The sequence below is a fragment of the Amycolatopsis sp. NPDC059657 genome, from assembly GCF_042734395.1.
In the GTDB taxonomy this organism is placed as follows: Bacteria; Actinomycetota; Actinomycetes; order Mycobacteriales; family Pseudonocardiaceae; genus Amycolatopsis.
Window position 1 is genome coordinate 15,953 of the sequence record NZ_JBHWEB010000018.1, and the last position, 26,318, is coordinate 42,270.

29 protein-coding genes are annotated in these 26,318 nt (G+C 67.7%); 17 read left to right on the top strand and 12 right to left on the bottom strand.

Annotation, left to right across the window (positions count from 1 at the left end; all coding sequences use genetic code 11):
- Positions 1 to 201: 201 nt before the first annotated feature.
- On the bottom strand, positions 202 to 582 hold the full coding sequence (locus ACFV15_RS12390) for a VOC family protein (RefSeq protein WP_378350296.1): 381 nt from the start codon (positions 580 to 582) through the stop codon (positions 202 to 204).
- Positions 583 to 640: 58 nt separating this feature from the next.
- Positions 641 to 1,093 carry a MarR family winged helix-turn-helix transcriptional regulator gene (locus ACFV15_RS12395; protein WP_378350297.1) on the bottom strand — a complete coding sequence of 151 codons (453 nt, stop codon included), beginning with the start codon at positions 1,091 to 1,093 and terminating at the stop codon, positions 641 to 643.
- An 84-nt stretch (positions 1,094 to 1,177) separates the two neighbouring features.
- Between ACFV15_RS12395 and ACFV15_RS12400 the strand changes: the two genes are divergently transcribed.
- From ACFV15_RS12400 to ACFV15_RS12415, 4 genes are read left to right on the top strand one after another with little or no spacing between them, the layout of a single operon-like run.
- Complete coding sequence (locus ACFV15_RS12400) at positions 1,178 to 2,143, top strand: ring-cleaving dioxygenase (RefSeq protein ID WP_378350298.1); 966 nt, start codon at positions 1,178 to 1,180, stop codon at positions 2,141 to 2,143.
- Positions 2,140 to 2,754 carry an alpha/beta hydrolase gene (locus tag ACFV15_RS12405; RefSeq protein ID WP_378350299.1) on the top strand — a complete coding sequence of 205 codons (615 nt, stop codon included), beginning with the start codon at positions 2,140 to 2,142 and terminating at the stop codon, positions 2,752 to 2,754. Before ACFV15_RS12400 ends, ACFV15_RS12405 begins: the two co-directional genes overlap by 4 nt.
- A 24-nt stretch (positions 2,755 to 2,778) precedes the next feature.
- Positions 2,779 to 3,609, top strand: coding sequence for a class I SAM-dependent methyltransferase (locus tag ACFV15_RS12410; RefSeq protein ID WP_378350300.1), 831 nt, complete (start codon positions 2,779 to 2,781; stop codon positions 3,607 to 3,609).
- A 37-nt stretch (positions 3,610 to 3,646) separates the two neighbouring features.
- Positions 3,647 to 3,967, top strand: a complete 321-nt coding sequence (locus ACFV15_RS12415; protein WP_378350301.1) for a lipopolysaccharide assembly LapA domain-containing protein — start codon at positions 3,647 to 3,649, stop codon at positions 3,965 to 3,967.
- Here ACFV15_RS12415 and ACFV15_RS12420 read toward each other — a convergent pair.
- Positions 3,964 to 4,188: a hypothetical protein gene (locus ACFV15_RS12420; RefSeq protein WP_378350302.1), complete on the bottom strand. Its 225-nt coding sequence runs from the start codon at positions 4,186 to 4,188 to the stop codon at positions 3,964 to 3,966. The genes ACFV15_RS12415 and ACFV15_RS12420 overlap by 4 nt on opposite strands.
- Before the next feature lie 57 nt (positions 4,189 to 4,245).
- On the opposite strand from ACFV15_RS12420, the gene ACFV15_RS12425 reads away from it, so the two are divergent.
- Positions 4,246 to 4,845, top strand: a complete 600-nt coding sequence (locus ACFV15_RS12425; protein ID WP_378350303.1) for a TetR/AcrR family transcriptional regulator — start codon at positions 4,246 to 4,248, stop codon at positions 4,843 to 4,845.
- Here the strand turns inward: ACFV15_RS12425 and ACFV15_RS12430 are convergent.
- A complete protein-coding gene (locus ACFV15_RS12430) occupies positions 4,832 to 5,656 on the bottom strand; it encodes a maleylpyruvate isomerase family mycothiol-dependent enzyme (protein WP_378350304.1) in 825 nt (274 codons plus the stop codon). The two genes, ACFV15_RS12425 and ACFV15_RS12430, sit on opposite strands and share 14 nt — an antisense overlap.
- A gap of 78 nt (positions 5,657 to 5,734) precedes the next feature.
- Between ACFV15_RS12430 and ACFV15_RS12435 the strand changes: the two genes are divergently transcribed.
- The 10 genes from ACFV15_RS12435 (at position 5,735) to ACFV15_RS12480 (ending at position 18,169) form a co-directional block, all read left to right on the top strand.
- Complete coding sequence (locus ACFV15_RS12435; RefSeq protein WP_378350394.1) at positions 5,735 to 6,541, top strand: Abi-alpha family protein; 807 nt, start codon at positions 5,735 to 5,737, stop codon at positions 6,539 to 6,541.
- Positions 6,542 to 6,550: 9 nt separating this feature from the next.
- Positions 6,551 to 7,765, top strand: coding sequence for a DUF445 domain-containing protein (locus tag ACFV15_RS12440; RefSeq protein ID WP_378350305.1), 1,215 nt, complete (start codon positions 6,551 to 6,553; stop codon positions 7,763 to 7,765).
- Positions 7,766 to 7,837: 72 nt separating this feature from the next.
- The gene (locus tag ACFV15_RS12445; protein WP_378350306.1) at positions 7,838 to 10,774 is read left to right on the top strand and encodes a patatin-like protein; all 2,937 of its coding nucleotides are present in this window, start codon (positions 7,838 to 7,840) and stop codon (positions 10,772 to 10,774) included.
- Positions 10,775 to 11,128: 354 nt separating this feature from the next.
- Entirely contained in the window at positions 11,129 to 11,623 is a 495-nt protein-coding gene (ectA, locus tag ACFV15_RS12450; RefSeq protein WP_378350307.1) for a diaminobutyrate acetyltransferase, read from the top strand.
- 17 nt (positions 11,624 to 11,640) lie between these two features.
- Positions 11,641 to 12,891, top strand: a complete 1,251-nt coding sequence (gene ectB / locus ACFV15_RS12455; protein WP_378350308.1) for a diaminobutyrate--2-oxoglutarate transaminase — start codon at positions 11,641 to 11,643, stop codon at positions 12,889 to 12,891.
- A gap of 10 nt (positions 12,892 to 12,901) precedes the next feature.
- The gene (locus ACFV15_RS12460) at positions 12,902 to 13,288 is read left to right on the top strand and encodes an ectoine synthase (RefSeq protein WP_091288159.1); all 387 of its coding nucleotides are present in this window, start codon (positions 12,902 to 12,904) and stop codon (positions 13,286 to 13,288) included.
- Positions 13,289 to 13,317: 29 nt separating this feature from the next.
- Positions 13,318 to 14,211: an ectoine hydroxylase gene (gene thpD / locus ACFV15_RS12465; protein ID WP_378350395.1), complete on the top strand. Its 894-nt coding sequence runs from the start codon at positions 13,318 to 13,320 to the stop codon at positions 14,209 to 14,211.
- Positions 14,212 to 14,507: 296 nt separating this feature from the next.
- Positions 14,508 to 17,291: a BTAD domain-containing putative transcriptional regulator gene (locus tag ACFV15_RS12470; protein ID WP_378350309.1), complete on the top strand. Its 2,784-nt coding sequence runs from the start codon at positions 14,508 to 14,510 to the stop codon at positions 17,289 to 17,291.
- Positions 17,292 to 17,755: 464 nt separating this feature from the next.
- The gene (locus ACFV15_RS12475) at positions 17,756 to 17,932 is read left to right on the top strand and encodes a hypothetical protein (RefSeq protein WP_378350310.1); all 177 of its coding nucleotides are present in this window, start codon (positions 17,756 to 17,758) and stop codon (positions 17,930 to 17,932) included.
- A 21-nt stretch (positions 17,933 to 17,953) separates the two neighbouring features.
- Positions 17,954 to 18,169, top strand: a complete 216-nt coding sequence (locus ACFV15_RS12480; protein ID WP_378350311.1) for a hypothetical protein — start codon at positions 17,954 to 17,956, stop codon at positions 18,167 to 18,169.
- 3 nt (positions 18,170 to 18,172) lie between these two features.
- Here the strand turns inward: ACFV15_RS12480 and ACFV15_RS12485 are convergent, their stop codons facing one another.
- From ACFV15_RS12485 to ACFV15_RS12510, 6 genes are all read right to left on the bottom strand, one after another.
- The gene (locus ACFV15_RS12485) at positions 18,173 to 18,835 is read right to left on the bottom strand and encodes a hypothetical protein (protein WP_378350312.1); all 663 of its coding nucleotides are present in this window, start codon (positions 18,833 to 18,835) and stop codon (positions 18,173 to 18,175) included.
- 141 nt (positions 18,836 to 18,976) lie between these two features.
- Positions 18,977 to 19,858, bottom strand: a complete 882-nt coding sequence (locus ACFV15_RS12490; protein ID WP_378350313.1) for a hypothetical protein — start codon at positions 19,856 to 19,858, stop codon at positions 18,977 to 18,979.
- Positions 19,855 to 20,331, bottom strand: coding sequence for a DUF6932 family protein (locus ACFV15_RS12495; RefSeq protein ID WP_378350314.1), 477 nt, complete (start codon positions 20,329 to 20,331; stop codon positions 19,855 to 19,857). The genes ACFV15_RS12490 and ACFV15_RS12495 overlap by 4 nt, the downstream gene beginning before the upstream one ends.
- A gap of 91 nt (positions 20,332 to 20,422) precedes the next feature.
- Positions 20,423 to 20,800: a hypothetical protein gene (locus ACFV15_RS12500; RefSeq protein ID WP_378350315.1), complete on the bottom strand. Its 378-nt coding sequence runs from the start codon at positions 20,798 to 20,800 to the stop codon at positions 20,423 to 20,425.
- A 3-nt stretch (positions 20,801 to 20,803) separates the two neighbouring features.
- Positions 20,804 to 21,496 carry an OmpA family protein gene (locus ACFV15_RS12505; protein WP_378350316.1) on the bottom strand — a complete coding sequence of 231 codons (693 nt, stop codon included), beginning with the start codon at positions 21,494 to 21,496 and terminating at the stop codon, positions 20,804 to 20,806.
- 94 nt (positions 21,497 to 21,590) lie between these two features.
- Positions 21,591 to 22,388: an SGNH/GDSL hydrolase family protein gene (locus ACFV15_RS12510; RefSeq protein ID WP_378350317.1), complete on the bottom strand. Its 798-nt coding sequence runs from the start codon at positions 22,386 to 22,388 to the stop codon at positions 21,591 to 21,593.
- Between the two features lie 236 nt (positions 22,389 to 22,624).
- Here ACFV15_RS12510 and ACFV15_RS12515 point away from each other — a divergent pair, with 236 nt between their 5' ends.
- Positions 22,625 to 23,272 carry a DUF3159 domain-containing protein gene (locus ACFV15_RS12515; protein WP_378350318.1) on the top strand — a complete coding sequence of 216 codons (648 nt, stop codon included), beginning with the start codon at positions 22,625 to 22,627 and terminating at the stop codon, positions 23,270 to 23,272.
- A gap of 129 nt (positions 23,273 to 23,401) precedes the next feature.
- On the opposite strand, the gene ACFV15_RS12520 is transcribed toward ACFV15_RS12515, so the two are convergent.
- Both ACFV15_RS12520 and ACFV15_RS12525 read right to left on the bottom strand, forming a co-directional pair.
- Positions 23,402 to 24,355 carry an N-acetylglucosamine kinase gene (locus ACFV15_RS12520; RefSeq protein WP_378350319.1) on the bottom strand — a complete coding sequence of 318 codons (954 nt, stop codon included), beginning with the start codon at positions 24,353 to 24,355 and terminating at the stop codon, positions 23,402 to 23,404.
- Positions 24,355 to 25,404, bottom strand: a complete 1,050-nt coding sequence (locus ACFV15_RS12525) for an SIS domain-containing protein (RefSeq protein WP_378350320.1) — start codon at positions 25,402 to 25,404, stop codon at positions 24,355 to 24,357. The genes ACFV15_RS12520 and ACFV15_RS12525 overlap by 1 nt, the downstream gene beginning before the upstream one ends.
- A 153-nt stretch (positions 25,405 to 25,557) precedes the next feature.
- Here ACFV15_RS12525 and ACFV15_RS12530 point away from each other — a divergent pair, with 153 nt between their 5' ends.
- A complete protein-coding gene (locus ACFV15_RS12530; RefSeq protein ID WP_091288147.1) occupies positions 25,558 to 26,316 on the top strand; it encodes a GntR family transcriptional regulator in 759 nt (252 codons plus the stop codon).
- Positions 26,317 to 26,318 lie beyond the last annotated feature (2 nt).

The window sequence follows — 26,318 nt, forward strand, 5'->3', positions numbered from 1 at the left end:
TAACCAACCCCCCGCCCGTCCCTGGGGGCTCCGCCCTGCACCAGTCTACCGGCCCCCACCGACACCACCCAGCCAAAAGGCGACTTGTCCACAGGCGGCCAAGACTGTGGGTAACCTGGAAAAGGCCAGGTCAGAGGCTATAAAAGCAGGCGGGATTCAGCGGGCTCCCTCCCCGACGAAAGAGCCCGCTGAACCCCAGGTTCAGGTGACGAGCTGGTGCAGGCAGAGGACGTTGCCCTCTGAATCGGCGAACCAGGCGGCGCGTTCCTTGCCGAGCTCGGCGATGTGGTTGACGGTCTTCAAGCCTTCCATTTCGAAGTCCTGGAAGCGCACGCCGCGTTCTTCCAGTGTGGAGATCTCGCCTTCGAGGTCGCCGACCTCGAAGCTGAGTGCGGTGTTCTCACTCTGTGCTCCGGCCGGCATCGGGCGGAGACCGATCGAGCCCGCCCCGGCTTCGAAGTACACGGTGCCGTCGTCGCCCGCACCCATCCGGCGCAGGCCAAGTGCGTCGGCGTAGAAGCGGGAGGCGCGCTCGGCGTCGGCGACGGGGAGCATGGTCGTGATGGTCGATTCGGTGAGCATGCGGCCATGTTCCGCTTGCCGGAGCACATGAACCAAGAGGCCGATAGACCCTGGTTTTTCACTGCGAGTTGGCGGCGCGCAGCGCACGCATCGCGTCGGCCAGCGCGGTCGACGCGGTGGGGCCGAGCGGGGCCAGCACGATGCGGCGCAGGATCTCGGCGCACGCCTCGCGAGCCTTTTCGGCGACTTCGGTGCCGTGCTCGGTGAGCTCGGCGAAGGTGACGCGCCGGTCGTCGGGGCTGGGGACACGGCAGATGAGATCCGCGGCGACCATCCGGTCGGCGACCTTCGTGAACCCGCCGCTCGACAACGCCGCCTCCCGCGCGAGCTGGGTCATCGGCATCCGGTGCTCCGCCGAGCGGATCAGCCGGAGCAGGATGTCGAACGTCGCGGGCGCGAGGCCGAAACGCTCGGCGATCTCGCTCATCAGTTTGTCCTGGGTGGCGAGGTAGCCCTCGATGACCAGACCCCACCAGCTGACGATCTCGTCGTCTTCGGGTTTGCTCGGCACCGCGCCAGCATATCTCACCGGAATATATCTTGCGCGCAAGAGGTTATCGGGTTAGCTTGATGAAGCGACCACGAGGAGACAGCGATGTCGATCAAAACTTCCGGCCTCCACCACGTCACCGCGATCGGTGGCGACCCGCAGCGCAACGCGGACTTCTACCTGCGCACGCTCGGCCTGCGGCTGGTGAAGACCACCGTCAACTTCGACGACCCCGGCACGTACCACCTCTACTACGGCGACCAGTCCGGCAAGCCCGGTTCGCTGATGACCTTCTTCCCCTGGAAGGACGCGCCGCGCGGCCGGCACGGCACCGGCCAGGCGACCACGACCTCGTTCTCCGTCCCCGAGAGCTCCATCGGCTGGTGGAAGCAGCATTTGGCGGCCGGCGGCGTCGAGGCGGGCCAGATCCGCAACGCCGACGAGGAGGACGTGCTCACGTTCCGCGACCCGGACGGCCTCGAACTCGCGCTCGTCGCGCACCCGCAGGGCGACCCGCGTGACCCGTGGGACACCAAGCTGGTGCCCGCCGAGCACGCCATCCGCGGCCTGCACTCGGTCACCCTTTCGGTGTCCAAAGAGGACGCGACGGCGGGCATGCTCACCGACGGGCTCGGTCTGAGCTTCGCCAACCAGGACAGCAACCGCCTGCGGTTCGCCGCCGGTGACGGCGGACCTGGCGCGCTGGTCGACGTCCTCGTGACGCCAGAAGCCCCGCGTGGCCTGGTCGCCGCCGGCACCGTCCACCACGTCGCGTGGCGCGCACCGGACGAGCAGACCCAGGTCGAGTGGCGAGAGGAACTCGCCGACAAGGGCGTGCACGTGACGTCCATTTTGGACCGTCAGTACTTCCGATCGATCTACTTCCGTGAGCCGGGCGGCACGTTGCTCGAGGTGGCCACCGACGAACCCGGTTTCGCGATCGACGAGCCGTTGCTGGAGCTCGGCCGCGCGCTGAAGCTCCCGCCGTGGCTGGAGCCCAACCGCGCCGAGATCGAGGCCATGCTGCCGAAGCTCAACCTCCCCAGCGAGAACAACCCGGAGCGGGCATGACACTCGACCACAAGTACCTCGAGGGCGACGAGAACGCCCCGGTGCTGGTGTTGCTGCACGGCACCGGCGGCGGCCCGGACGACCTGCTCGGCCTCGCCAAGGCGCTGAGCCCGGCCTCCGCGGTACTCGCGCCGGCCGGTCCGGTCTCGGAGCACGGCGCGGCCCGCTGGTTCCGACGGCTCGCCGAAGGCGTCTTCGACCACGAGGACGTCGTCGTCAGGGCGAACCAGCTCGCGGATTTCCTCATCAAGGCAAGGGAAACGTACGGACTCGGCGACCGCAGGATGATCGCCATCGGTTTCTCCAACGGCGCCAACATCGCCGCGGCGGTCACCCTGCTCAGGCCGGACGCGCTCACCGAAGCCATCGCGTTCGCGGCCATGTCACCGGTGCCCGAGCCGCCCGCACTGGACCTGGGCACTACCCGGGTGTTCCTGTCCAACGGCGAACGCGACCCGATGGCACCGCTCACCTCGACTGGCGAACTCGTGCGCGCACTGCGTGAGCGCGGCGCGGAAGTCACCGAGCACCGCCATGCCGGCGGGCACCAGGTGACGATCGAAGGCGTCGAATCGGCCAAAGAGTGGATCAAGAGTATTGCCGACGGCTAGAAGAGTCCGCGACACTCACGGGTCATGACCGCACTCGACGCTTGGGCGGAGCAACTCGCCGCCTGGGCCATCCCCGATCACATCGTCGCGGCGGCACCCGAGTCGCCATGGGTGCTGCCGAAGGCGGTGTTCACCCGCCGGGCGGACCGCTATGTCGGTTCGCCCGTCGGCGCGTCCTACGAGGAACTACGCAAAGCCTTGCAGGACAAGGGGACGGTGCTCGACATCGGCGTGGGTGCCGGAGCGGCCAGCCTGCCGGCGGCCGAGTTCATCACGCACCTCACGGCCGTCGACGCCAACGCGGACCTGCTCACCGAGTTCGCGCAGCGTGCCACGGCGCTGGGCATCGAGCACGAACTCGTCCAGGGCCGCTGGCCCGACGTCGCGGGCGATGTCGACCCGGCCGACGTCGTGATCTGCGCGAACGTGCTCTACAACGTGCCGGATCTGCGCCCGTTCGTCGAAGCGCTCACCGGCTGGGCGCGTCGGCGGGTGATCGTCGAGCTCGCCGACGCCCACCCGCTGACCTCGCTCAACGCGTTGTGGAAGCACTTCCACGACATCGACCGCCCACTCGGCCCGACCGCCGAGGACGCCGCCGCCGCGCTGCGTGAACTCGGCGTCGAACCCGAGATCGCCCGCTGGCGCAGGCCTTCGATGGCCGAATACCGGCGCTTCGGCGAATTGGTCGACGTCACCCGGCGACGGCTCTGCCTCCCGCCCGAGGCCGCCGACGACGTCGCGGAAGCCTTGCGCGGTCAGGGAATCGACGCGGGCAATCCGCCGGATCTCGGTTCCTCCGGCCGCGAAGTGGTCACCTTGTCCTGGTCCGGCTCACCCAAATGGGGGTCGTGACCCAGCGTCAACGGCCTGTTGGCCGCACAATCGGGTCATGACTCACGCGCACGACAGCGCCGAAATCCCCGAACCGGCACCCGAGTACACCGAAGCCGAGCCCCGGCACGCCAAAAAGGTGAAGAGCGGGCGGATCAGCGGGGTCTGGGTCGCTGTGATCGTGGCGCTCCTCGTGCTGGTCCTGCTGCTGATCTTCATCCTGCAGAACCTCGACACGGTCAGCGTGCACTTCTTCGGCATCGACGGCAGCATGCCGCTGGCCGTGGCGATGCTGTTCTCGGTGATCGCCGGCGGCGCGCTGGTCGCGCTGATCGGCGGCGCCCGGATCCTGCAGCTGCGCAGGCAGGTGCGCCGCTAAGTCGTCTTCTTCAGCTGGTCGGCGCGCAGGATCAGCGCCAGCCCTGCCACGGCGAGGATCAGCCCGACCCACCACGGGGTCGGGAAGACGTGCTTGTCCAGCAAGCCGAGCAGTCCCCAGTGCTTGTCCCAGCCGAACCAGGCGATCATCGAACCGGCGCCCTGGATGACCCCCAGCGCGCCGACGCCCTCCAGCACGGTCAACGCTTCCTTGCTTGCCATAGTGTTTCCCCCGATCGGAATCTTTATGGTTCGATCGTATCAAATAAGCGGGGAATCATGCCGAAAAAGGTGGATCACGAGCAGCGGCGCAGGCAGATCGCCGAGGCCGTGTGGCGGATCGCGAGCGGGCGCGGGCTGGAAGACGTGACATTGCGGCAGGTCGCGGCGGAGGCGGGAGTCTCGACGCGCCTGGTGCAGTACTACTTCGGCTCACGCGACGCGTTGCTGCTCGGCGCACTCGAACTGCTCTCGCTCGATCAGAAGCGACTGGTCGAAGAGCGGATCCCGGCCGGCGCGTCGCCGCGGCGGCTCGTGCGCGAGATCCTCATCGGGCTGCTGCCCTTGGATGACCGGCAGCGGATGATCCTGCTGGTCCAGCTCGCCTACTTCATCCGCGCGCTCAACGATGAGGCGCTCGCCGGCGCGTTCCTCGACCCCGAAGACGAGTCGCTGGAGAACCTGCTCATCGAGATCATGACCGCGGCGCAAGCTCAGGGACAGGTGGCGGACGGGCTCGACCTCGCACGCGAGGCCGACACGCTACTCGCGGTTTCGATCGGCGTCGGGCCGGACATCCTGGTCGGTCTCAAGACGGCTGACCAGGTGATCGCCATGATCGACTATCACCTGGACCGTATCTTCCTCAGCTCAGAATGATCGACACCATGCCGAGCATGGTCTCCGCGAGTTCGCCCTTCGCCGTCACCCGATCCTCGACGTCGGCAGGCCGGACAGTGCGGGTGCAGAGCCGCCAGAACGTGTCGGCGTCGGTGCTCACGGACGACACCGTCGCCTTGCCAGGTGAACAGCGGTCCAGCAGCCAGCCTTCAGCCTCGCGCCGAGCCGTCCAGACCTGGCCGCCGACGGTGTAAGTGACCTGCTTCCCCACGCGTGCTTCGCAGTCACGCAAGGTGAACGGCAGCGCGCGCATGAACGTGTCGATCACCGGATCGCGGAATTCCCGCTGGTCGAGCGGCCGCGCGCCGACCGCCTCCCGGATCTGCTGCTGATGCACCCAGTACTCCGTGTACTCGCGCGCCGCGTCCAGCCACACCGGCGCCGGCTCCGGCCCGGCCCAGCTCACCGGCTCGCCGAGCTCGTCGAGATCGAGCCTGCTCCACAGGTCGGTGATCTGCGCGGTGCTGTCCACCAGCAAGCCGAACAGGACTTCGGGCGAAAGCCGGCGCAGCGCGAGCACCCACTCGGCGTTGATCCGGTCGATGAACACCCCGAACGCCTCGCCGGGACGTGGACCGCCGACGCGGTAGTCGTCTCGATCACGGGAAAGCCTGCCGAGCTTGTCGCCGAGGATGTGCGCCGCGACGTCGTGCACCGACCAGCCCGCGCAGGCGGTCGGCGCCGCCCACTGGTCCGCGTCGAGCCCGCCGAGCAGGTCGATCAAGGCCTGTTCTTCCTTGGCCAGCAGCGCGAGCACGTCGATCGGCGGACCCCAGCGGGAGAACGGCATGAGTGTGATTGTCCCAGCTCGCTCTCGGCCGTTCGGCGTACCCACAGGTAGGCTCGGAATGTGAACGTGCACGAGCGAATGCTCGGCCCCGGCAGGGGCGACCGTCCCGAGGACAGTGCCGGCCCCGGCAACGACGGCCCCAACCTGGTCCAGCGGGCCGGTGCGCTGGCGAGCTGGGCCGCGAGGACCGGCTTTTCCATCGGCAGGCGGCTGCCGGGGGTCGAGGCGGCCGAGCGCGGGCTGCTGCAGATCGAACGCCAGCTGCTCGGCGAGCTCCGGCGGCGGCTCGACGAGGTCGACGACCCGTACCACGCCGCGCTGACCGCCGCGTCCAGCATGAACAGCTACCAGGGCAACGGCCTGCAGGCGCGGGACACGGTCACCGTCGTCCCCGCGCGCGGCGACCTCAGCGAACCGCTGCGTGCCGCGATGGCCGAGCTGCTCAACCGGTCCATCGGTTTCGGCCGCGACCGCGCCAAGGAGTACCTGTACGCGGTCATCCTGCGTCAGCTCACTCCGGATGAGGCGCGCATACTCTCCGCGCTGTCCGACGGCACGCCGTTCCCGCTGATCGACGTCGCCGAACGCACCAACCTCGGCGGTGCCGGCCGGATCGTGCTGCGCAACGCGTCGACCGTCGGCAAGAACGCCGGGGTCTCGCTGCTCGACCAGGTGCCGAGCTACGTCACGAGGCTCGTCGGGCTCGGGCTGGCCGAGATCGACGAGGAAGCGCCGTCGCTGGAGACCCAGTACGAGATCCTGATGACGGACGAAACGGTCCGCGAAGCCGAGAAATCGGTGAAGCGCGCCAAGTTCATCCGGCGTACCGTGCACATCTCGCGGCTCGGCGCGCAGTTCTGGACGGCGTGTGACCCGACGAGGTAGGGGGGCTTCGTGAGCGATCTCGCTCAGCACTGGCCCCTTTATGCCTCGATCCCGCTCGTCGCGGCGCTCATCGGGTACGTGACCAAGCTGGTCGCCATCCGGATGATGTTCCAGCCGCTCGAGTTCGTCGGCATCAAGCCTTTCTTAGGCTGGCAGGGCATCGTCCCGAAGCGTGCCGCGCGGATGGCGAGCATCGCGTGCGACACGATGACCCAGCAGCTTATTAAGCCTGCTGAAGTCCTAGAGCGGCTCGATCCGGCACGGGTCGCTAAAGAGCTTGAGAAACCACTGCTGTCCGCGGTCGAAGAGATCGTGCGTGACGTCGCGGGCCAGTATCAGGCGGATCTGTGGGAATCGATGCCCGTCCGCATGCAGGAAATGGTCATCCGCCGTGTGCAGGCCGAGGCGCCGAAGATGATCGCCGGGGTGCTCGACGCGATCAAGGAGGACATCGACCAGGTCTTCGATCTCAAGGACATGGTCGTCACCGCGCTGGTCAAGGACAAGGCGCTGCTGAACCGGATCTTCCGCGAGTCGGGGGACAAGGAGTTCCAGTTCATCGCACGGTCGGGGCTGGTGTTCGGCGGGCTCATCGGCGTCATCCAGCTGATCGTCTGGCTGCTGTTCCGCTTCCCGCTGATCATGCCGTTGTTCGGGTTGTTCACCGGCTGGTTCACGGACTGGCTGGCGCTCAAGATGATCTTCGTGCCGCGGCGGCCGAAGAAGTACTTCGGGATCGTCGAGTGGCAGGGGTTGTTCCTCAAGCGCCGCGAAGAGGTCGCGGAGGCGTACGGCGCGCTCATCGCGAAGGAGATCATCACCCCGCACAACGTGCTCGAAGCCGTGCTGCGCGGGCCGCTTTCGGATCGGGTGCTCGCGTTGATCCAGCGTCAGATCGACACCGAACTCGGCCTCTCGCGCCGTCCGCTGGTGGTGTTCGCCGTCGGCAGCAAGCGCTACCAGGAGATGAAGCTCAGCATTTCGCGCAAGATCATGGACCGGCTGCCGGAGTCGATGCGTTATATCGAGGACTACGCCGAAGACGCGATGGACATTCGCAACCTGCTGGTCACCAAAATGAAAGAATTGGAGCCGGAGGAGTTCGAAGAACTGCTGCGGCCCGCGTTCCAGCAGGACGAATGGATCCTGATCGCGACCGGCGCGGTACTCGGATTCTGTATGGGCGAGGCACAAGTGCTGCTGCTGGAGCATTTCTCGGGCTGAGTGCCCTTTGGGGAACCGGATGCCACCCGAAAAGCGGCTCTGCATTTCCGCCGATCGGTCTAAGGTGACGCCGTGCAGACCTCGTGGCAGCAGGACATCCGTATCGCCATGACCATGGTGGGTGGTTCGAGCCTGGCCGTCTGGATGGGCGGGGTCGCCGCCGAGACCTCGGAACTGTTGCACGCCACGGGTGACAGCGTCTACCGGCGGCTGCTCGACCTGCTCAACGCGACCGTCTCGCTCGACGTGCTGACCGGCACGAGTGCGGGCAGCATCAACGTCGCGTGCCTGGGGCTGGCCGAGGCGTACGGTTCGACGCCTGCGGTGCTGCGCGACTCGTGGATCGAGATGGGCGCGTTCGAAAAGCTGCTGCGCGATCCCGGTGAGAAGCAGCCGCGGTCCCTGTTCGACGGGGACAAGGTGCTGCTCGGCGGGCTGCAGACCGCGTTGCGCGACATCATCGGTGATCGCAGGCCTGTCGAATCGCCGGACGTGACCGTGCTGCTCACCGGCACCATGATCGACGCCGAGACCGCGCGGTTCGACGACGCGCTCGGCAACCTGGTGCGCGACAGCGAACATCGGCTGGTGTTCCGCTTCGACCGTCCGATGTGGAACAACGGAGTGGTCGAGCCGCTCGCGCTGGCGGCCCGCTCGTCCGCGTCTTTTCCTGGCGCCTTCGAGCTTTCGTGCGTTCCGGTCGGCGTGCCCGGCGCGGACAAGGCGCATCCGGACATGAGCGCCTACGCCGACGTCACCCGTTCGCATTGGCTCACTGACGGCGGTGTGCTGCTTAAGAAGCCGCTAGGGCCCGCCCTGCGTGAGATTTTCGAGCGTCCTGCCGAGCAGGATGTCAGGCGGCTGCTGCTTTATGTCGTCCCGACCGGCGAGGGCGAGGCCGAGCAGAAGAAGGTCGACCCGAAGAATCCGCCGCTGCTCGGCGGGGCGATGAGCCAGGTCGTCACGGCCGTGATGAACCAGTCGATCAGCGCCGAGTTCGACGAGCTGACCCGGCACAACGACGCCGTGGTCAAGACTCGGGGCACGCGGGTCTCGCTGGCGGCGCTCGGTTGCAGGGTCGGCGCCGAGGCGCTGGTCGACGAGCGGCTTATGAAGGACTACCGGCAGCGTCGCGTCCAGGAAGACGCGACGCAACTGGTCCGCGAAGCGACGCGAAGGCTTAATAAGGCCGGTGGCAACGGCGAGTGGGCTTCCGGCGTTTCCGCGGAGTTGCGTGCGGTCGCGATCAAGGGCCTGTGCACCGAACTGCCTGAGACCGTGCCGTCCGGTGCTTGTGAAGGCGCGGAGCTCGTCGCGTTCCGGACCTCCGCGCTCGACGACGCCGTCGCGACCGGGTTGCAGCTGATCAACAACGGTTTCCGGCTCGGGCCGTCCCCTGAGCAGGCGGCGTTGTTCAACGACAGCCGGACGCTGCTGCACGAGGCACGCAAGGCCGCGGCCCGCGAGATCCGGCTGACCGACTGGATCGGCCGGCAGCGGTTGCCGAAGAAGGACGAAGAGCTCGTCACCTGGGTCAAATGGCTGGCCGATGAATGGGCTTTCCTTGGCAGGAAAGAACAACTCGCCGGCGCGTGGAAGCAGGTCGTCGACGCGCTCCGTGCGGTGACACCCGCGCTGCGCGGGTTGCCCGCCGACAAGGACCCCGACGCCGCGAACACCGTGAAGACGCTGCTCGACTGGCTCGGCCTCACCGACGACCAGCGCACCGCGTCGGACGCGCTCGTCAACGCCAGGCTGCTGACGCTGCACATCGCCACCCGTGGCCTGCTCGCGCAGATCCCGTCGGTGGACCAGCGGGTCGACCTGGTACAGGTCAGCGCCGATTCGCGCACCTTGCTCGACATGAAACGGTCGCGCGCCACGGACAAGCTCACCGGGATGCAGGCCGACTACTTCGGCGCGTTCTACAAGGCGTCGTGGCGGGCGAACGACTGGATGTGGGGCCGGGTCGACGCGGTCGGCTGGCTGCTGCAATGCCTGCTCGACCCGAAACGCTTGCGCCTGCTGGCCGAACTCGAAGGCAAGGAAGCTTTCCGGGACAGGGTAAAGGAACTCTTCGACAGCATCGGCTGGCGCTCACCGGGCGAGGACGACAACATCACGGCCGACGAAGCCGCGAACCTGAGCAAGCAGCTCGACGCCGAGCTGGCTTTCCTTGGCCTGGACGGCGAACTCCACCGGCTGGACGAATTCGGCAAGGCGCCGGTGAGCATGCCCATCACCGCCATGGTGCTGGCCAGGTCCCGTCAGCTGCAGATCGCGCGCGCCGAGCTCCCGGTCGTCGCCAAGCAGGCGACCGAGGACGCGGTGAAGGCACGCGGGAACGGGAAAATGTCGGAGCGGTTCCGTAAACTGAATCTCGACGCCATGGACGACGACTCGACACGCCGTGCGTTCCGCGAATGCCAGGTCTCCGCGGAACGGCTCGAGGGCGAACGTGGCTCGATGCTGCTCACCAAAACCTTGATCAAGGCCGGTGCGGCGGGCCTGAACGCCGTCACCGGCGCCACGCCGAGCATGCCTGCCTCCGTCCGGCCCGCCGCGCAGTTCGCGCAGGCGACCGGCCGGTCGGCCTGGTGGATCGCGCAGGGCGCGGCCAACCTGCGCGCGCCGTGGAACTTCCTCGCGGCGGCGGTCACCGTGCTGGCCGGGTTCATCCTCGGCAACCAGACCAGCGCGGTACTGCAATGGATCGGCCTGCCGGTGGTGGCGGGCGCCGGCGTGTTCCTGCTGGTCAGCGTGTTCGCGCTGCGCAGCACCTGGCGGCGGTTCCTGACCGTGCTGCTGGTGCTCGCGGCCGGCTGCCTGCTGTTCGCGGGCTTCATCCCGCCCATCCGCGAGCATCTGTTCGGCTGGCTGGGCTCGGCGATGGCCGCGTTCGGGCGCGGTGAGGCCGCGGTCTGGTGGCTGGTCGTGGTGGCGCTGCTGATCCTGCCCGCGATCGTCACTCCCGCGGGCGCGTTGTGGCGCCGCCTGCGCAAGAAGTGACGGTCGTGAGTGTTTCGGCCGCGGGATCCGCATGAACGGCACGTTCACAACGTCGAACGTTGTGAACGTGCCGTTCACGTCGCGCGATCCAGGCAAACGGACCAGCGGAGGCGGGTGTGACGTTCCGATAACGCTCAGTGACAAGGCATCGGCGGAAGCTCGCGCTGGGCGGCTGGTCGCGGCGCAATTTGCGCAGGCTGCGGCAACCCCGAATTCTACTGAGTACACAGCGCGCGCCGGATCCAAACATGCCTGTGGGACTCCTCACCGAGGAGTTCGCGTTCCCCCAGGTCTGGCGCAGATGGCGTAACCGGCCGCCTGCGATCGCGAAATGTGTCTGTTACGTTAGTTGATATGTCCGGAAAGCACTTGATCGAATCGCCGACCAAGGCCGACGGTGCCGCGTTATGGCGAATTGCGCGTGATTCGCGGAAGCTGGATCTCAACTCGCCTTACGCGTATTTGTTGTGGTGCAAGGATTTCGCTGACACCTCCGTGGTCGCCAAGGTCGATGGGGAAGCGGTCGGTTTCGTCATCGCCTACCGCAGGCCGTCGAACCCGAGCGCCGCATTGGTGTGGCAAGTGGCGGTTGACGCGTCGCAGCGAGGAAAAGGCCTGGCAGGCAAGATGCTCGACGTCTTGTTCGGCAAGCTCGTCGACAGTGGTGTCGAGTTCCTCGAAACCACCATCACGCCTGACAACGACGCTTCCATAGCGCTGTTCGGTTCGTTCGCGAAGCGCTGGAACACACAGTTGGAACGCGAAGAACTGTTCACCTCCCAAGACTTCCCGAGTGACGGCCAGCACGATCCGGAGGACCTTTACCGGATCGGGCCGCTCAACCACTGAATGGAACGCCACGAGTCATGAACATTTTCGAAGAGCTCGAATCCGAAGTCCGCAGTTACAGCCGAGGCTGGCCGGTCGTTTTCGACCGCGCGCAGGGCAGCCGCGTTTTCGACGAGGAGGGCAAGTCCTACCTCGACTTCTTCGCAGGCGCCGGCGCGCTGAACTACGGGCACAACAACCCCGTGCTCAAGCAGGCTCTGCTCGACTACATCCAGCGTGACGGCATCACCCACGCGCTGGATATGTTCACCGTCGCCAAGCGGAACTTCCTGGAGACCTTCAAGGAGAAGATCCTCGAACCGCGCGACCTGAACTACAAGATCGTCTTCCCTGGCCCCGGTGGCGCCAACGCCGTCGAAGCCGCGCTGAAGCTCGCGCGGAAGGTGACCGGCAAGGAGTCGGTCATCAACTTCACCAACGCGTTCCACGGGATGACGCTGGGCGCGCTGTCGGTGACCGGCAACTCGATGAAGCGTGGCGGCGCCGGCGTGCCGCTGGTGCACGCGACGCCGATGCCGTACGACGCCTACTTCGACGGCCAGTACCCCGATTTCCTCTACTTCGAGCGACTGCTCGAAGACTCCGGCAGTGGCCTGAACGAGCCCGCCGCCGTGATCGTCGAGGGCGTGCAGGGTGAGGGTGGCATCAACGCCGCGAGCCTCGCCTGGCTCAAGGGGCTGGCCGACCTGTGCGAGAAGCACAGCATCCTGCTGATCTTCGACGACGTCCAGATGGGCTGCGGCCGTACCGGGCCGTTCTTCAGCTTCGAGGACGCGGGCATCAAGCCCGACATCGTGTGCTTGTCGAAGTCGATCGGCGGCTACGGCTTGCCGATGGCGCTGACGCTTATCAAGCCAGAACTCGACGTGTGGGAGCCCGGCGAGCACAACGGCACCTTCCGCGGGATCAGCCCCGCGTTCGTCACTGCCACCGAGGCGCTGCGCACCTACTGGAGCGACGACGAGCTTGAGAAGTCGACGAAGGCGAAGGGCGAGCGCATCGCCGCCGCGTTCACCGACATCGTCGACGCCTACCCGGCGGCGAACCTCGTCGCGAAGGGCCGAGGCCTCGCGCGCGGTATCGAGTTCGAGAGCGGCGAGCTGGCGGGCAAGGTGTGCGCCGCCGCGTTCGAGCGCGGGCTGCTGATGGAGACCGCGGGTCCCGACGGCGAGGTCATGAAGCTGCTGCCGCCGCTGACCGTCACCGACGACGAGATCACCGAAGGACTCAAGATCATCGACGAGTCCATCGCGACCGTCCTGAAGTAAGGAGCGCAGCTTGATCGTCCGGACACTCGACGAGATCACCGACACCGACGCCGACATCAAGACCGAGAACTGGCGTAGCAAGCGGATCATCCTCGCCAAGGAGGGCGTCGGCTTCTCGGTGCACGAAACCACGCTCTACGCGGGCACCACGAGCGACTTCTGGTACGCCAACCACATCGAGGCCGTCTTCATCACCGAGGGTGAGGGTGAGATCGAGGACAAGGGCACCGGCAAGGTCTACCCGCTCGCGCCCGGCACGCTTTATCTGCTCAACGATCACGACAAGCACCAGGTCAGGGCCAAGACCGACATCAAGTGCGTGTGCGTGTTCAACCCGCCCGTCACAGGCCGCGAGGTGCACGACGAACACGGTGTGTACCCACTTATCACCGAGTAACAACCAGGAGGAGAGCCGGTTTGACCCTCATGGACACCGGGGTGCTTGACGCGTACCCCACCCGGATCGCCGGGAACCCGCAGCTGCTGGACCGCACCGATCCCACGGTGTGGGGCGCCGCGTCTGACGGCCCGATCGACGCGGCGACGCTGGCCTCACACGACGCCAAGGGCTACTCGATCGTGGACGGCCTGCTCTCCCCGGCCGAGGTGCAGGCGTACTGGCAGGAGCTCGTCAGACTCTCGGCCGATCCGGCGCTCAACGCCGACGAGCGCGTGATCAGGGAAAAGCGGTCGCGGGGCGTGCGGTCGATCTTCGACGTGCACCGCCTCAGCGAGATCATCGACGAACTCGTGCGCGATCCGCGGGTGCTCGACAGGGCCAGGCAGATCCTCGGCTCGGACGTCTACCTCCACCAGACGCGGGTCAACTACATGCCGGGCTTCAAGGGCTCGGGGTTCTACTGGCACTCCGACTTCGAGACCTGGCACGCCGAGGACGGCATGCCGTCGCCGCGTGCGGTGAGCTGCTCGATCGCGCTGACCGACAACTACCCGTTCAACGGCGGGTTGATGGTCATGCCCGGCTCGCAGCGCACGTTCATCCAGTGCGCGGGCGAGACGCCGGAGGACAATTACAAGAATTCCCTCAAAGAACAGAAAACGGGCGTTCCGGCCGAGGATCATGTCACGGCGATGGCCGCCGAACACGGCATCGACCAGTTCACCGGGCAGGCCGGTTCGGCGTTGTTCTTCGACTCCAACATCCTGCACGGCTCGGGCAACAACATCACCCCGTACCCGCGCTCGAACATCTTCCTCGTGTTCAACAGCGTGGAAAACGCGCTGCTGCAACCCTTTGCGGCGGGCAAGCCGCGGCCGGACTTCATCGCGGGGCGCGATTTCACCCCGTTGAGGCGATGAGAATCCAGGGCAGGGTCGGCTGTAGCCACATCAACGCGCCCTGTTACCTTGTCGCCATCGAGCAGACGCCGTGTCTGCGAAGAAGTTGTCGATGATCGCGAGGGTTCCAAGCTCGGGGTGAGCCCACCCGAACGGTTGTTGACAGATCTCCACGCACGACCCCTTACCGACAGATCGGGACTGACGGTAAGGGGTCGTGTTGCGTTGTAGCCCGGTTGAGATCAAGCGCCGGGTGCTTCTTGAACTGTGTTCACGGTAGGTTGGCCTCTCCGGTTGAATCGCGATCGGGAGGTGGCATGGGCACGGACGCGGCGTATTTCCAGCTGCTGGGCCCTGTTCAGCTACTGGACGGCGATCGCGCCGTCCCGATCGGCGGGCCCAGCGTCCGCGGGCTGCTGGCTTTGCTCGCACTCGAAGTGAACCGGGTCGTGTCACTCGACGACATCATCGACGCGCTGTGGGGCCACGATCCGCCCGCGACCGCCAAGACGATCGTGCAGGGCAACGTTTCCCATCTCAGACGGGTGCTGCGGTCGATACAGGGTGACAGCGACGTCGGCGCCAAGATCCTCACCGCCTCGCCCGGGTACCTGCTCGCCGCCGATCCCGACACCGTCGACGCGCACCGCGCGCGCAACCTGCTCGACCTCGCCACGCGTGCCGAAGGGGAGCAGCGGGCCGAACTGCTCGCCGAGGCCCATTCGCTCTGGCAGGGACCGGTGCTCGCCGGTGTGCCCGACTCCGTGCGAGCCTCCGAACTGGAGGAACTCCGCCTCGCCGTGCATGGCGCGCGTGTCGACGCGGACCTCGAACTCGGCCGGTACTCGTCGCTGATCGTCGAACTCAGCCCGATCGTGCGGGCCAACCCGTTCGCCGAACGCACCGTCGCCCAGCTGATGCGCGCGCTCTACCACTCGGGCCGTCGCGGCGACGCGCTCGAGCTCTACCAGCGAGTTTCGCATCGCGTGGTCGACACACTCGGCATCGAGCCGGGCTCGGAGCTGCGGGATCTGCACGAGCGCGTGCTCAACGACGACCTGGCCGCGCCGGTGCCGGCTGAGGTGATGCCCGCCCCGGTCGCGGCGCAGCTGCCAGCCGCCGTGCCGAAACTCGCCGGTCGCGACGGGGATCTCGCGTGGCTCGACGACATGCTGCGGCGTGCCGAGGCCGGGGAAAGCGTGGTCGGTGTCGTCACCGGGACCGCGGGTGTCGGCAAGAGCGCGCTGGTCGTCTGGTGGGCGCATCGCGTTTCGCGGCGGTTCCCCGACGGAATCCTGTTCGCGTCGCTGCGCGGGTTCGATCCCCGGCACCCGCCGCTGGAGCCCGCCGATCTGCTGACACAGTTCCTGCTCGGACTGGGGGTGCCCGCGCCCGAGGTGCCCGATCAGGTCCACGAGCGCATCGCGCTGTACCGCTCGCTCATCGCGGGCCGCCGGATGCTGGTGCTGCTCGACGACGCCCGCACCGCCGACCAGGTCACGCCGCTGATCCCGCCGGGGTCCCGGTCGATGACGCTGGTGACGAGCCGGGCCAGGCTCGACGGGCTCGCCGTGTCGAACACGGCACGGCTGCGTGCGCTCGGCACACTCGCGCCCCACGACGCCGTACGGCTCATCGAAGAGCTCGCCGGTCCCGATCCCGTCAACGACCAGCTCGCCGAGCTCTGCGGCCATCTCCCGCTGGCGCTGCGGATCGTCGGCGCCAGACTGGCCGCGAGTCCACAATGGACGGCCGACGAACTGGTCGGTGAACTCGCGAACGAGCGGACCAGGCTGGCCGCGCTCGATGTCGAAGACTTCGGCATGCGTGCCGCGCTCGACCTGTCCTACCGCGGCCTGCCGCCCGAGATCGCGGAACGGTTCCGGCTCATCGGCGCGCTCACCTGCCAGACGGCGAGCCCGCATCTGCTGGCGACGCTGTGCGGCATCACCACCCGCGAGGCGCGGCGCACGCTGCGGACGCTCGCCGCGCACAGCCTGCTGACGGAAACCGCCCGAGACGTCTTCGCGCCCCACGATCTGGTGCGGCTGTACCTGCGGGAACTGGCTGAAAAGGAGCTGTGCGAGTCCGAACGGCACCAAGTGCTCACCCGCTCGGTGCGCTACTACAAGGCCGTCGCCGACCGTGCCCGCCGCAGGTTGCTGCGGATCGTCGACCCGCTGGACTTCACGAAGTCGATCGCCGCCGACTGCGTCCCCGACCTCAACTGTTTCGACGAGGCCCAGTACTGGTTCGCGATGGAATGGCCCAACCTGATCGCGATCCTCGAAGCGGCGGAGGCGGCTGGGCGGCACGAGGACGTTTGGCAACTCGCGAGAGTCGCTCACACTTATCAAGTCGTTTGCCCGCTCTGGGACGAGTGGACGCGGCTCGTCGGCATCGGCATCCAGGCCGCGCGAGCGTCGGGGAACGAACTCGGCCTGTGCTGGATGCTGATCTCGCGTTGCGCGATGTCGCTGACCTTCGAGCTGCCGGAAGGCTGTCTCGCCGACGCCGAAGCCGCGTTGGAGATCGCGACCGCGCTGGGCGACGGCAGGCTCGTGACCTCGGCGAACATCCACCTCGGCTCGGCTTTGACCCTGCAGGGCCGCTACCGCGACGCGCTCGGACGCCTGCGCAGCGCCGCGGCGGAGGCCGAGCGCACCAACGACCTCGCACTGCGCGGCCAGGCACTCAACAACTGCGCCGAAGCCGAAAAGCGGGCCGGGCTGTACGCCGAAGCGATCGATCACCAGCTCGCCTCGCTCGAGATCGACCGCCGCCTCGGCGACGACAGCTACGTCGGCGTCTCGCTGAACAACCTCGCCGAGCTTCATCTGGCATTGGGTGAGTTGCCCGATGCGGAGCGTTACGCCTGGGAATCGGTCGAACTCACTCGGAGCAGGCAATTCACCTTGCAGGAAGGCGTCTCCCGGCTGACGCTCGGCCGCACCCTGCGCGCCAAGGGCGACCACGTCCAGGCCCGTGAACAGCTCGAACTCGCGCTCGGCCGCTACGAACAGGCCAACCCCCAGCTCGCGGACGAGGTCAGGACCGAGTTACGCGACCTTGTCGTCCGCTCACGCTTAGTGGATTCTTAGTGCGGACTGACGTGTCACGCGTACTGTCCTCAGCGCACCGGTCGAGCCTCAGGGGAGGGGCTGATCCAAAGACCGGCGCCGCGTCCACGGAACCCGGGGCGGGAGTTCCGCTGTGACGCGTGGAGCCGCCAGGAGCGGCTCGCGCGGTCCGGTCGGCGTTGATGGGGGGACGCCGACCGGCCGCTGGCAGGTCGCTTAATGGGCGCCCTTGGGGTCCAGGGTGGCGAAGCAGGTCACACGGGGGCCTAGACCTCGGAAGTCCGTGCTGACCTGGCTGGTGACCACTTTGCCGTCCAGGTAGATGGTGCAGGCGTACTTGTCCGAAGTGCCTGCCGACGGGGGTTTGGACTTCCAGCTTCAGGAAGTAGCTGCCGGCTTCGTAGGACGCTTGCTGGCGCCACTCGCCAGGGCCGATCTCGAGTTCGTGCTGGGCTGTCGACTCGCCGTATCCGACTCGGGCGGTCGTGGACGTGGTGACCACGAACTCGACTTGGTGGGCGTCCGAGGGGACGGCAGGCAGGTGGAAGGCGGCCGTGAAGGCCGCCAAGGTGGTCGTGACCACCACGACGGCCGTCGCTACGAGCGCGATCGCCGACAGGATGAGGCCGGAGAGCGACACCGCCGGGTTCGTCGCCTGGTGACGGCGGCAGCGCATGAAGCCGATGACCGAGAAGATGATGCCCGCGGCTGCGAAGGGGACCGTTCCGAAGACACCAGGCGGGAAGAACAGCAAGGTCAGCGTGACGGCGGCCGCGGCAAGCAGCCCCAGGATGAAGCCCACGCCGCCGAAGCCGTTCTTGGGCTTCGGCGGCGCGGGAGTCCAGTGCGGTGAATTGACGGTCATCGGGCTCCCCAGTGAGTGGTCACCGGGACCTTAGACGTCAGTTCGCCTGCGCGGTGCAGGAAACGTTGTTCTTGACGCTGCTCGCGTCCGTGGTGAGGCTGGCGACCACGTTGCCGTCGAGCAGGATCGTGCAGAGGAGCCGGTCGCCGGCGTTGGTGGGGGCGTCGAGTACGAGCTTGAGCGGGAAGCCACCGGTGTCGTACGAGGCGGTCTGGCGCCAGGTGCCCGGCGGGATGGTGTCTTCCTGGAGCTCGTCGTGGGCGCCGTAGTTGACGTGGGTGGCCGTTGTCACCGTCACCACGAACTCGACGCGGTGCTTCTCGTCCGCGTCGGCCGGGTAGGAGAGCTTGCCGCCGACGACCGAGCTGATGCCCAGTACCGCCAGCATGACGAGCGCGACCACGACACCGAGCGCGGAGACCGCGACGCCCGCCAGCGAGACCGTTCGGTTCGTCGCTTCGCCACGCTTGAAGCGCGCGAGGCCGAGCGCGGACAGTGCGAGTCCGGTCAGGCCCAGCGGCGTGCAGAGCAGGCCGACCATCGGGATCCACGAGACCAGCAGGCCGACGCCACCGGCGACGAGGCCCGCGATGCCGTAGGCGTTCTTCGGGGCTTCGGGTTCGGCGGCGGGCGGCGGGGGCGGCGGCTCGGCCTCACGGCGCGAAGCGGGCGCGAAGTAGTTGGGCGATTCGGTGGTCATCTTGTTCCCCTCGCGAGATTGTGTCTCGTGGGCGAGATTAACCCATCCGGGTGAAATAACAAGAATCAGCCCGGAGTTGGTTAACAAACTGCTATGGGGGCTTTTTGTGGACGATTAACCGGCTTTCCGGTGGCCGGAAATCTAGTCGAACAAACTGACTTCGGGAGTGATCTCCAGCAGTTCGAAAACGGGCCTGCCGCGCCTGCCGTCGATGGTCGTCGTGCGGACCACCCGCAGCCGCGCGGTGACCGGGCGGTCGAGGTTCTCCTTGATCTGATCGAGCAGATCCGGCGAGACCGCGCCCTGGATGGTGCCGCCGGCGTCGCGCTCCAGATAGAAGATCCGGCGGCGCGTGCGGACGCCGTCGAGCCGCCCGCTGACCGTCTCGTAGCCGACCGCCTCACGCGATTCGCGCAGGCTGTTGTGCAGCAGCCGCGCCTGCTCGGTGGTCATGCTGCGGGTGACCTCCTCGCCGGAGGTCGGGGAGAGCTGCAGTCCGATGCCCGCGTTCTTGGTGACGGCGTTGACGATGTCGCTGACCGCGTTGCGCACGGTGTCGCGCTGCAGCAGCACCGCGTCGAGCGCGCCGTCGTCGGAACCGTTGGCTGGCAGGAAGTCGCAGAGTTCCTTCACCGCGCGCTCGGACAGCGTCTCGAGGCCGTCGTGGATGAGCGCGTCGTCGAGCGCGGGCTCCGGGAAGCCGAAGAAGATCGCGTTGCCCGCCTGGCCGCGCTGGATCAGCGGCGCCTTGTCGCGGTCCGCCGGCTGGACGATGGTGACCTCGCCGGACGGATTCCGGATGATGTGGCCGATCTTGGCGGTCGCGTCCTGCAGCGCGCGGCTGATGTCGGAGAACGTGTAGGCGTCCATATGCGTCTCGCCGATGACCGCGACGCGCAGCATCGGGGTGCGGCAGGTGCGCTCGAACTTCGCGTTGGCGGCCATCGCGGACGCGCGCGCCAGATCGTCGAGCCAGGTGCCGCCGGGGATCTCTTCGGCGATACGCCGGAATTCGTTCCTCACCAGATCAGCTCCGGAAATCCGCGGTCGCCTTCGGCCCAGACCTCTTCCCAGGTGTCCTCGTCGCCGGGGCGGCAGAGGAACCCGTCGAGGATGCCGCCGACCGGCTGCACCTGGTCGAGATACATCGCGGGCTGGCCGACGATGACCCCGCGCAGGGTCAGCAGCCCGTACAGCGCGGACCGCCCGGCGCCGTCGAGCCGTTTCAGCGCGCCCCACTCGTCGGGGATGAGCACGACGTCCAGCCCGTCCGGCACGTGGTCCGTTCGCGTGACGAAGGCGCCGCCGACCCAGGCGCGGCCGGAGTTGATGATCCGGCGGGCGACGCCGAGGTAGCTGTTGAGCGCGCTGAACAGGATTTCCCGCTCGTTCTGGTGCGGTGCGTCGAAGACCAGGCGCTCGTAGATGTCGGCGAGATCCGCGGCATGCCGCCCAGGCGGGAGGGTTTTCTCCGCTGTCCAGTGCGGAAGCGGCATGCAGATCCCCCTGGCACTCTGTTCTGAAGGAGAGCGGTGTTCTGAATAAAAGCGACGTTCACTATCCGTAGTCGAATTTACCAGGCGGGTGTCAGCGCCCTCGCCCCGGTCGGTGGTCGGTCGGCGGCCAGTCCTCAGCGCTGGGCCACGCGGGTTCCTCGACCGGAGTATCGGCCTCACGTTCAGGTGGCCACTCCACTGACGGCAGCTGGCCTTCGAGATGGGCGGGCTCCGGCCGGTCGTCCTCCAGCGGCCAGGCGGCGGGCGCGCGCGGTGGGTACTCCTCGACACCGTCGTCGAGCAGGTACGGGTTCGGCGGCGGGCCTGGCACGTACTCGGGCACGGCAGGCTCGTCGTAAACCGGCTCGGGCTGGGCGGGCTTGCGGCGCATCACGAGCGCCGTCACGGCGGCGCCCAGCGCGAACGAAAGCAGCATCCACAGCCAGATCTGCCCGAAAAGCCACAGCATGGGTCACCTCACCGTGATTTCCACGCGGCGCTCGTCGCCACTGGGTTGAGTGTCGCCGTAACCCTTGGAGGTGATCCGGTTCGTCGGGATCCCGTTCCGGATCAGCAGCCGCGCGACGTTGCGCGCCCGGTCCTGCGACAGCTTGAGCGCCGCCTTCTCGCCGCCGGGTCCCTGGCCGACGTGCCCGCCGACCTCGAACTTGGCGTCCGGCGGCGCCTTCTTGAGCAGCTCCGCGAGCTTCTTCGCCGCGCGCTGGCCAGCCGCGGTGACGGTGGCCTCGTCCGGCACGAAGGTGATCGGCTCGGCTGCCAGCGCCTGGTTGATCTCGTCCTGCAGCGCCGCCTTCTCGTCGACCGGGGTGGTCGTCGTCGGCGCGGGCGGTGGTGGCGGCGCGGGCTCGCTACTGCTCGGCGGAGCCGGTGGCGCCGTCGTCGGTTCGGGATCGGCCTTGAGCGTCACGTCGCTCACGCCGTCCACCTCGCGCACGATGTTCTTCGCCTCGACCACCCGCTCGGCGGGAAAACCGCTCAGCGTCGCCGCCCGGCCGTCGAATGTGACCTGACCACCGTTGATGCCCGCCGCCTGCAGCGCGGCGCGCGAACGGTCGGCCAGGTCGGCCTCGATACCGCTGCCCTTGGCCAGGGTGAGGCCGCCCGCGAGCACGCCCGTGATGACGAGCGCCAGCGGTACTAGCACCCACCTCCGTGCGCCTGGCATAGAGCGACCTTAGGACTCAGCCACGCGCTACGCGAGTCTGGAAGCTCACCATCCGTCGACTGGTGATGAACTCTCAGCTCGCGTTGGCGTCCTGCCGGAGTTCCACCGGGAGCAGCGGGGTGAGCTCGCTGTGCTTCGGCGAGAGGCCGTCGCCCATCGACTCGCCACGCAGCTGGCGGCGGATCCACGGCAGCAGGTGCAGCTTCGTCCATTCGAGGTCGGAGCGCCTGGAGGTGATCCAGGTGCTCGGCTCGTCGCTCGCGGGCCACGGCTCGCGCCAGTCCGACTCGACCGGGATACCGAGCACCTCGGCCGCGCGCAGTGCGATCCGGCGATGCGCCTCCGGCGTGAAGTGCAGCCGGTCGTCGCTCCAGGCTCGGCGGTCGTGCAACGGCGCCATCGCCCACATGTCGACCATCTTCGCGCCGTGCCGGTCCGCGATCGCCCACAAATGCGCGTTGTAGATTCCGACTTTCCCCCGCAGAACATGCATAACGGACAATTGCTTGGTGTCCGGGCCATTGAAGATCACGACCGGGATCCCGGCGGCGCGCAGTTCCGCGACACCCTCCTCGAACCGCGCCGCGACCGCGTCAACGTCCGCGCCCGGCACGATGATGTCGTTGCCGCCCGCACACAAGGTGACCAGGTCGGGCTTCATCGCCAAGGCGACCGGGACCTGCTCGTCCATGATCTCGGCCAGCATCTTCCCGCGTAGCGCCAGGTTGGCGTAGCGGAACTCCGGCCTCCCCGCCGCGAGCACCTCCGCCAGCCGATCGGCCCAGCCGCGCATGCTGCCGTCGGGCAGTTCGTCGTTCAGGCCTTCGGTGAAGCTGTCGCCGATCGCCATGTAGCTGTCATATCCATACACGCCGGAATCCCCTTACTTCCCGGTGAAACACCCTGCACACCCCATTCGGCCAACAGCAGACCATGCGCGATTAGTCCCAGCATGCGCTACCGCCGGTTCAACTCCAGGTCACAGTCTCTTATCTTGTCGACCCCGAGCGCATCCGCATTACGTGGAGTTCACCCGCGTACGACCGCTTGTGTCGAACGTCTCCCCGCTTGCGGACTTTCCGAGCTTCTTAGGGCAGGCTAGCCAGCGTGACCGACAAAACTCGGGAGTCGCTCGCGGAGATACTCGGCGGCCGTCAGGGCGCCATCGACGCCAGCGTCCCGCCCGCCGCGTTCGTCGTCGGCTGGCTCGCCGCGGGGCAATCGATTGCCTGGGGCGCGGGCGCCGCGATCGGGGTCGCGGTGGCGCTCGGCGCGTTCCGGGTCGCCCGCGGCGGCAAGGCGCGCGCGGTGGTGGTGAGCCTGGCGATGGTCGTCGCCGCCGCGCTGATCGCGTTGCACACCGGGCGGGCGGAGGACTTCTTCCTCATCCAGCTGCTGTCCAATGTGGCCGCCGGGCTGCTGTGGGCGGCGAGCATCGTCGTCCGCTGGCCGCTGCTGGGCGTGATCGTCGGGATCGTGCTCGGCCAGAAGACCAAGTGGCGTAAAGATCCTGTGTTGCTGCGCGCCTACTCACGGGCGAGCTGGGTGTGGGTCTTCCTGCAGTACACGCTGCGCGTGGCGGTGTACTGGACGCTGTGGTGGAGCGGGCAGGTGGTCGCGCTGGGGATCGCGCGGACGGTGCTGTCCTGGCCGCTGGTGGCGCTCACGGTCGCGACGAGCGGGTGGGTGCTGTATCGAGCGCTGCCGGAGGATCATCCGGGGCTTCGGGTGGTTCAGAACGAACCGGAGAGTTAAGGCGGCCCCCGGCGAGGGGGGAGGGTCCGGGGGCCGAGTCCTACGGTACCCGTTCTTCATGGGTTCGTGCGACGTTTTGCTTCTCAACTTCAGCGGATTTGGATTTTCCAGGCCGCGACCTGGTCTTTTCTAACGATGTACCGGGCGAGGCGCGTCCTCGCCGAACGCGTCGACGGCCGCCAGCCAGGTGGCGCCGAGCACACCGTCGGTGCTCGTCACGACCTCGAGCTCACGCAGCGAGGTGCGCACCAGCACCCCGACCGGGCTCCCGGCGCCGAGCACACTGCCCACCAGCACGACCGGCGTGCGCTCGTCGGCTTCCCGCGCCGCCAGCGCGTTCGCGACGAGCAGTTCCGCGGCACGCGCGACGATCTCCAGCGCGGCCAGTTCCCCTTCGTCGTGCGCGGCGCTGACCAACGGGGCGAACCTGGCCAGCCGGATCGGCGGCTCGGCGTTGACCCCGGTGATGAGACGGCGCGAAAGGGCGAGGCGGTCCGCGGTGGCGTCCAGTTCGGACAGTCCCAGCGCCTCGGTGAGCACCGCGGCGGCCAGCCCGGTCACCCGGTGCCCGCGCGCGAGAACCTCCAAAGTGGAGCGAACGGCCTCGCGGCCGATCCAATAGGCCGAGCCTTCGTCGCCGAGCAGCCAGCCCCAGCCGCCCGCTGTCGACACCATCTTCCGCGCCCGGATGCGGCCCGCGATCGAACCGGTGCCCGCGATCAGCACGGTCCCGTCCGGCTCGGAGGTGGCCGAAGCGAACGCGGCCTCCGCGTCGCTGACCACCCGCACGCCGATGCCGAGCCGCTCCCACGTCCGCGTGAACACGGCCGCGATGGCGGGATCGGTCAGCTTGCTCACCCCGGCCATGCCGACCACGCACGCGCGGGTACGCGCCGGGTCGAGCCCGGCGAGCGCTGCGGTGATCGCTTCGGCGATGTGGGCGGCGGCCTCCTCCGGCGGATGGGAGTTGGGGTTCGCGCCCCCGCTCCGCCCGGTCCCGAGCACACAGCCGGCGGCGTCGGCTGCTACTGCTCGGGTCGAGGTACCGCCGGCGTCGACGCCGACGACATGACCCGTGGACATCAGCGCGTCTTGGTCACCTTCAGCAGGCCGGTCGGCCGGTCGGGGTCACCGCCACGGGCGAGCGAGAGGCCGAGCGCGATCCGCTGGATCGGCAGGATCTCGAGCACCGGCGCGAGTTCCTCGACGGTCTCCGCCACGCCGATGCTCAGCGTGGACTTGACGTCCTTGGCCGCCGAACCGACCGCGAGCACGTCGGCGCCACGGGAGCTGACGGCTTCGAGCACCTCACGCATGGCCTCGCTGCCATGCCCCTTGCTGGTCACCGCGAGCACCGCGGTGTCGCCGTTGACCGCGGCCACCGGGCCGTGCAGCAGGTCGGCGCCGCTGTACGCGCGGGCGGCCAGGTAGCTGGTCTCGGCCAGCTTCAGCGACGCTTCGAGCGCGGTCGGGTACGAGTAACCACGCGCGGTCGTCAGGATGCGGTCGACGAACCGGTAGCGGTCCACCGCGCGCCCGACGCCCTCACCGGCGCCGTCGAGCGTCTGGGTGGCGAGCTCGCCGATGGACTTGGCGTCCTCGGCCTTGCCGCCGCGGATCGCGTCGATGAGCAGGTACAGCGACATCAGCGTCGCCGAGTAGGTCTTCGTCGCTGCCACCGCGTGCTCGACGCCCGCGCCGATGTCCACGGACAGCTCCGCGGCCGCCGCGAGCGGCGACGACGGGGTGTTGCTCACCGACACGGTCAGCGCGCCCTGCTGCCTGGCCACCTCGGTCGCCTCGATCAGGTCCGGCGAGCCGCCACTCTGGCTGACCGTCACGAACAGCACGTCCCGCAGGTCGGGGCGGGCGCCGTAGATGGTCGCCGTCGACGGCGAGACCAGGCCGACCGGCAGGCCGAGCAGTACCTCGATCAGGTACTTCGCGTAGATCGCCGCGTGGTCGCTGGAACCACGCGCGGCGAGCAGCGCGAAGCGGGGAGGGCGCTTGGAGATAGCGTCCGCCACCTCGGCGAACTCGGACTGGCGTTCGACGAGACCGGCGAGCACACTCGGCTGCTCGTCGATCTCGGCGGCCATGTGCTCGCCTGCCACTGGTTGGGAAACGGTCATCTTGATCCTGTCACCTTTCGCTAAGGTCTAGACCAATGCTAGCTGATTCGAATCGTTCAAGGTGGCGCTAGCACGGGCGGGCCTTCACTGGTGAAGAGTACGTTTCCTAGCGGGGTAGTCGCGCGGTCTGTGGGAAAGCTTGAGGAGTCGGACATGTTGGAGACATCGAGTGGAGAGGCGGCCGCGTCGCCGTCGGGCATGAGGGGGCAGCGGGAGCCCAAATACTGGGCACTCAAGCAGCACCTTCTTGATCTCCTTGACGCGCTGCCACCTGGGGCTCCGATCCCCACGGAGCGGGCGCTGGCAGGGGAATTCACGGTTTCGCGCACCACCGTGCGCCAGGCGCTGGCCGATCTGACGGCCGAGGGCAGGCTGCATCGCGTGCAGGGCAAGGGGACCTTCGCCGCCGAGCCGAAGCTCGCGCAGCGGCTGCAGCTGTCTTCGTACACAGAGGACATGCGCGCGCAGGGCCGCGAGCCGTCGTCGAAGCTGTTGGACATCGACGAAATGCCCGTCGAAGCCGATCTGGCGAAGCTGCTCGGCATCCGCGTCGGTGCGAAAATCCTTCGCCTTCGGCGGTTGCGGCTCGCCGACGCGGAGCCGATGGCGCTGGAGACGACGCACCTTCCGATGGCCCGTTTCCGTGGTTTGCGCAAACACGTTTCCGCAGGTGGATCGCTATACGCGGTGCTGCGCGAGCACTACGGCGTCGAGATGGAACGCGCCGAGGAAACGATCGAGACAGCGCTTGCCGGACCGCAGGAAGCGGAGCTGCTCGGCGCCGATGTCGGCATGCCGATGCTGCTGCTTTCCCGGCACAGCTTCGGTGTCGACGGCAAGCCGGTCGAGTACGTCCGGTCGATCTACCGCGGAGATCGGTATAAATTCGTTACGACGCTGCGTAAGCCGTGACC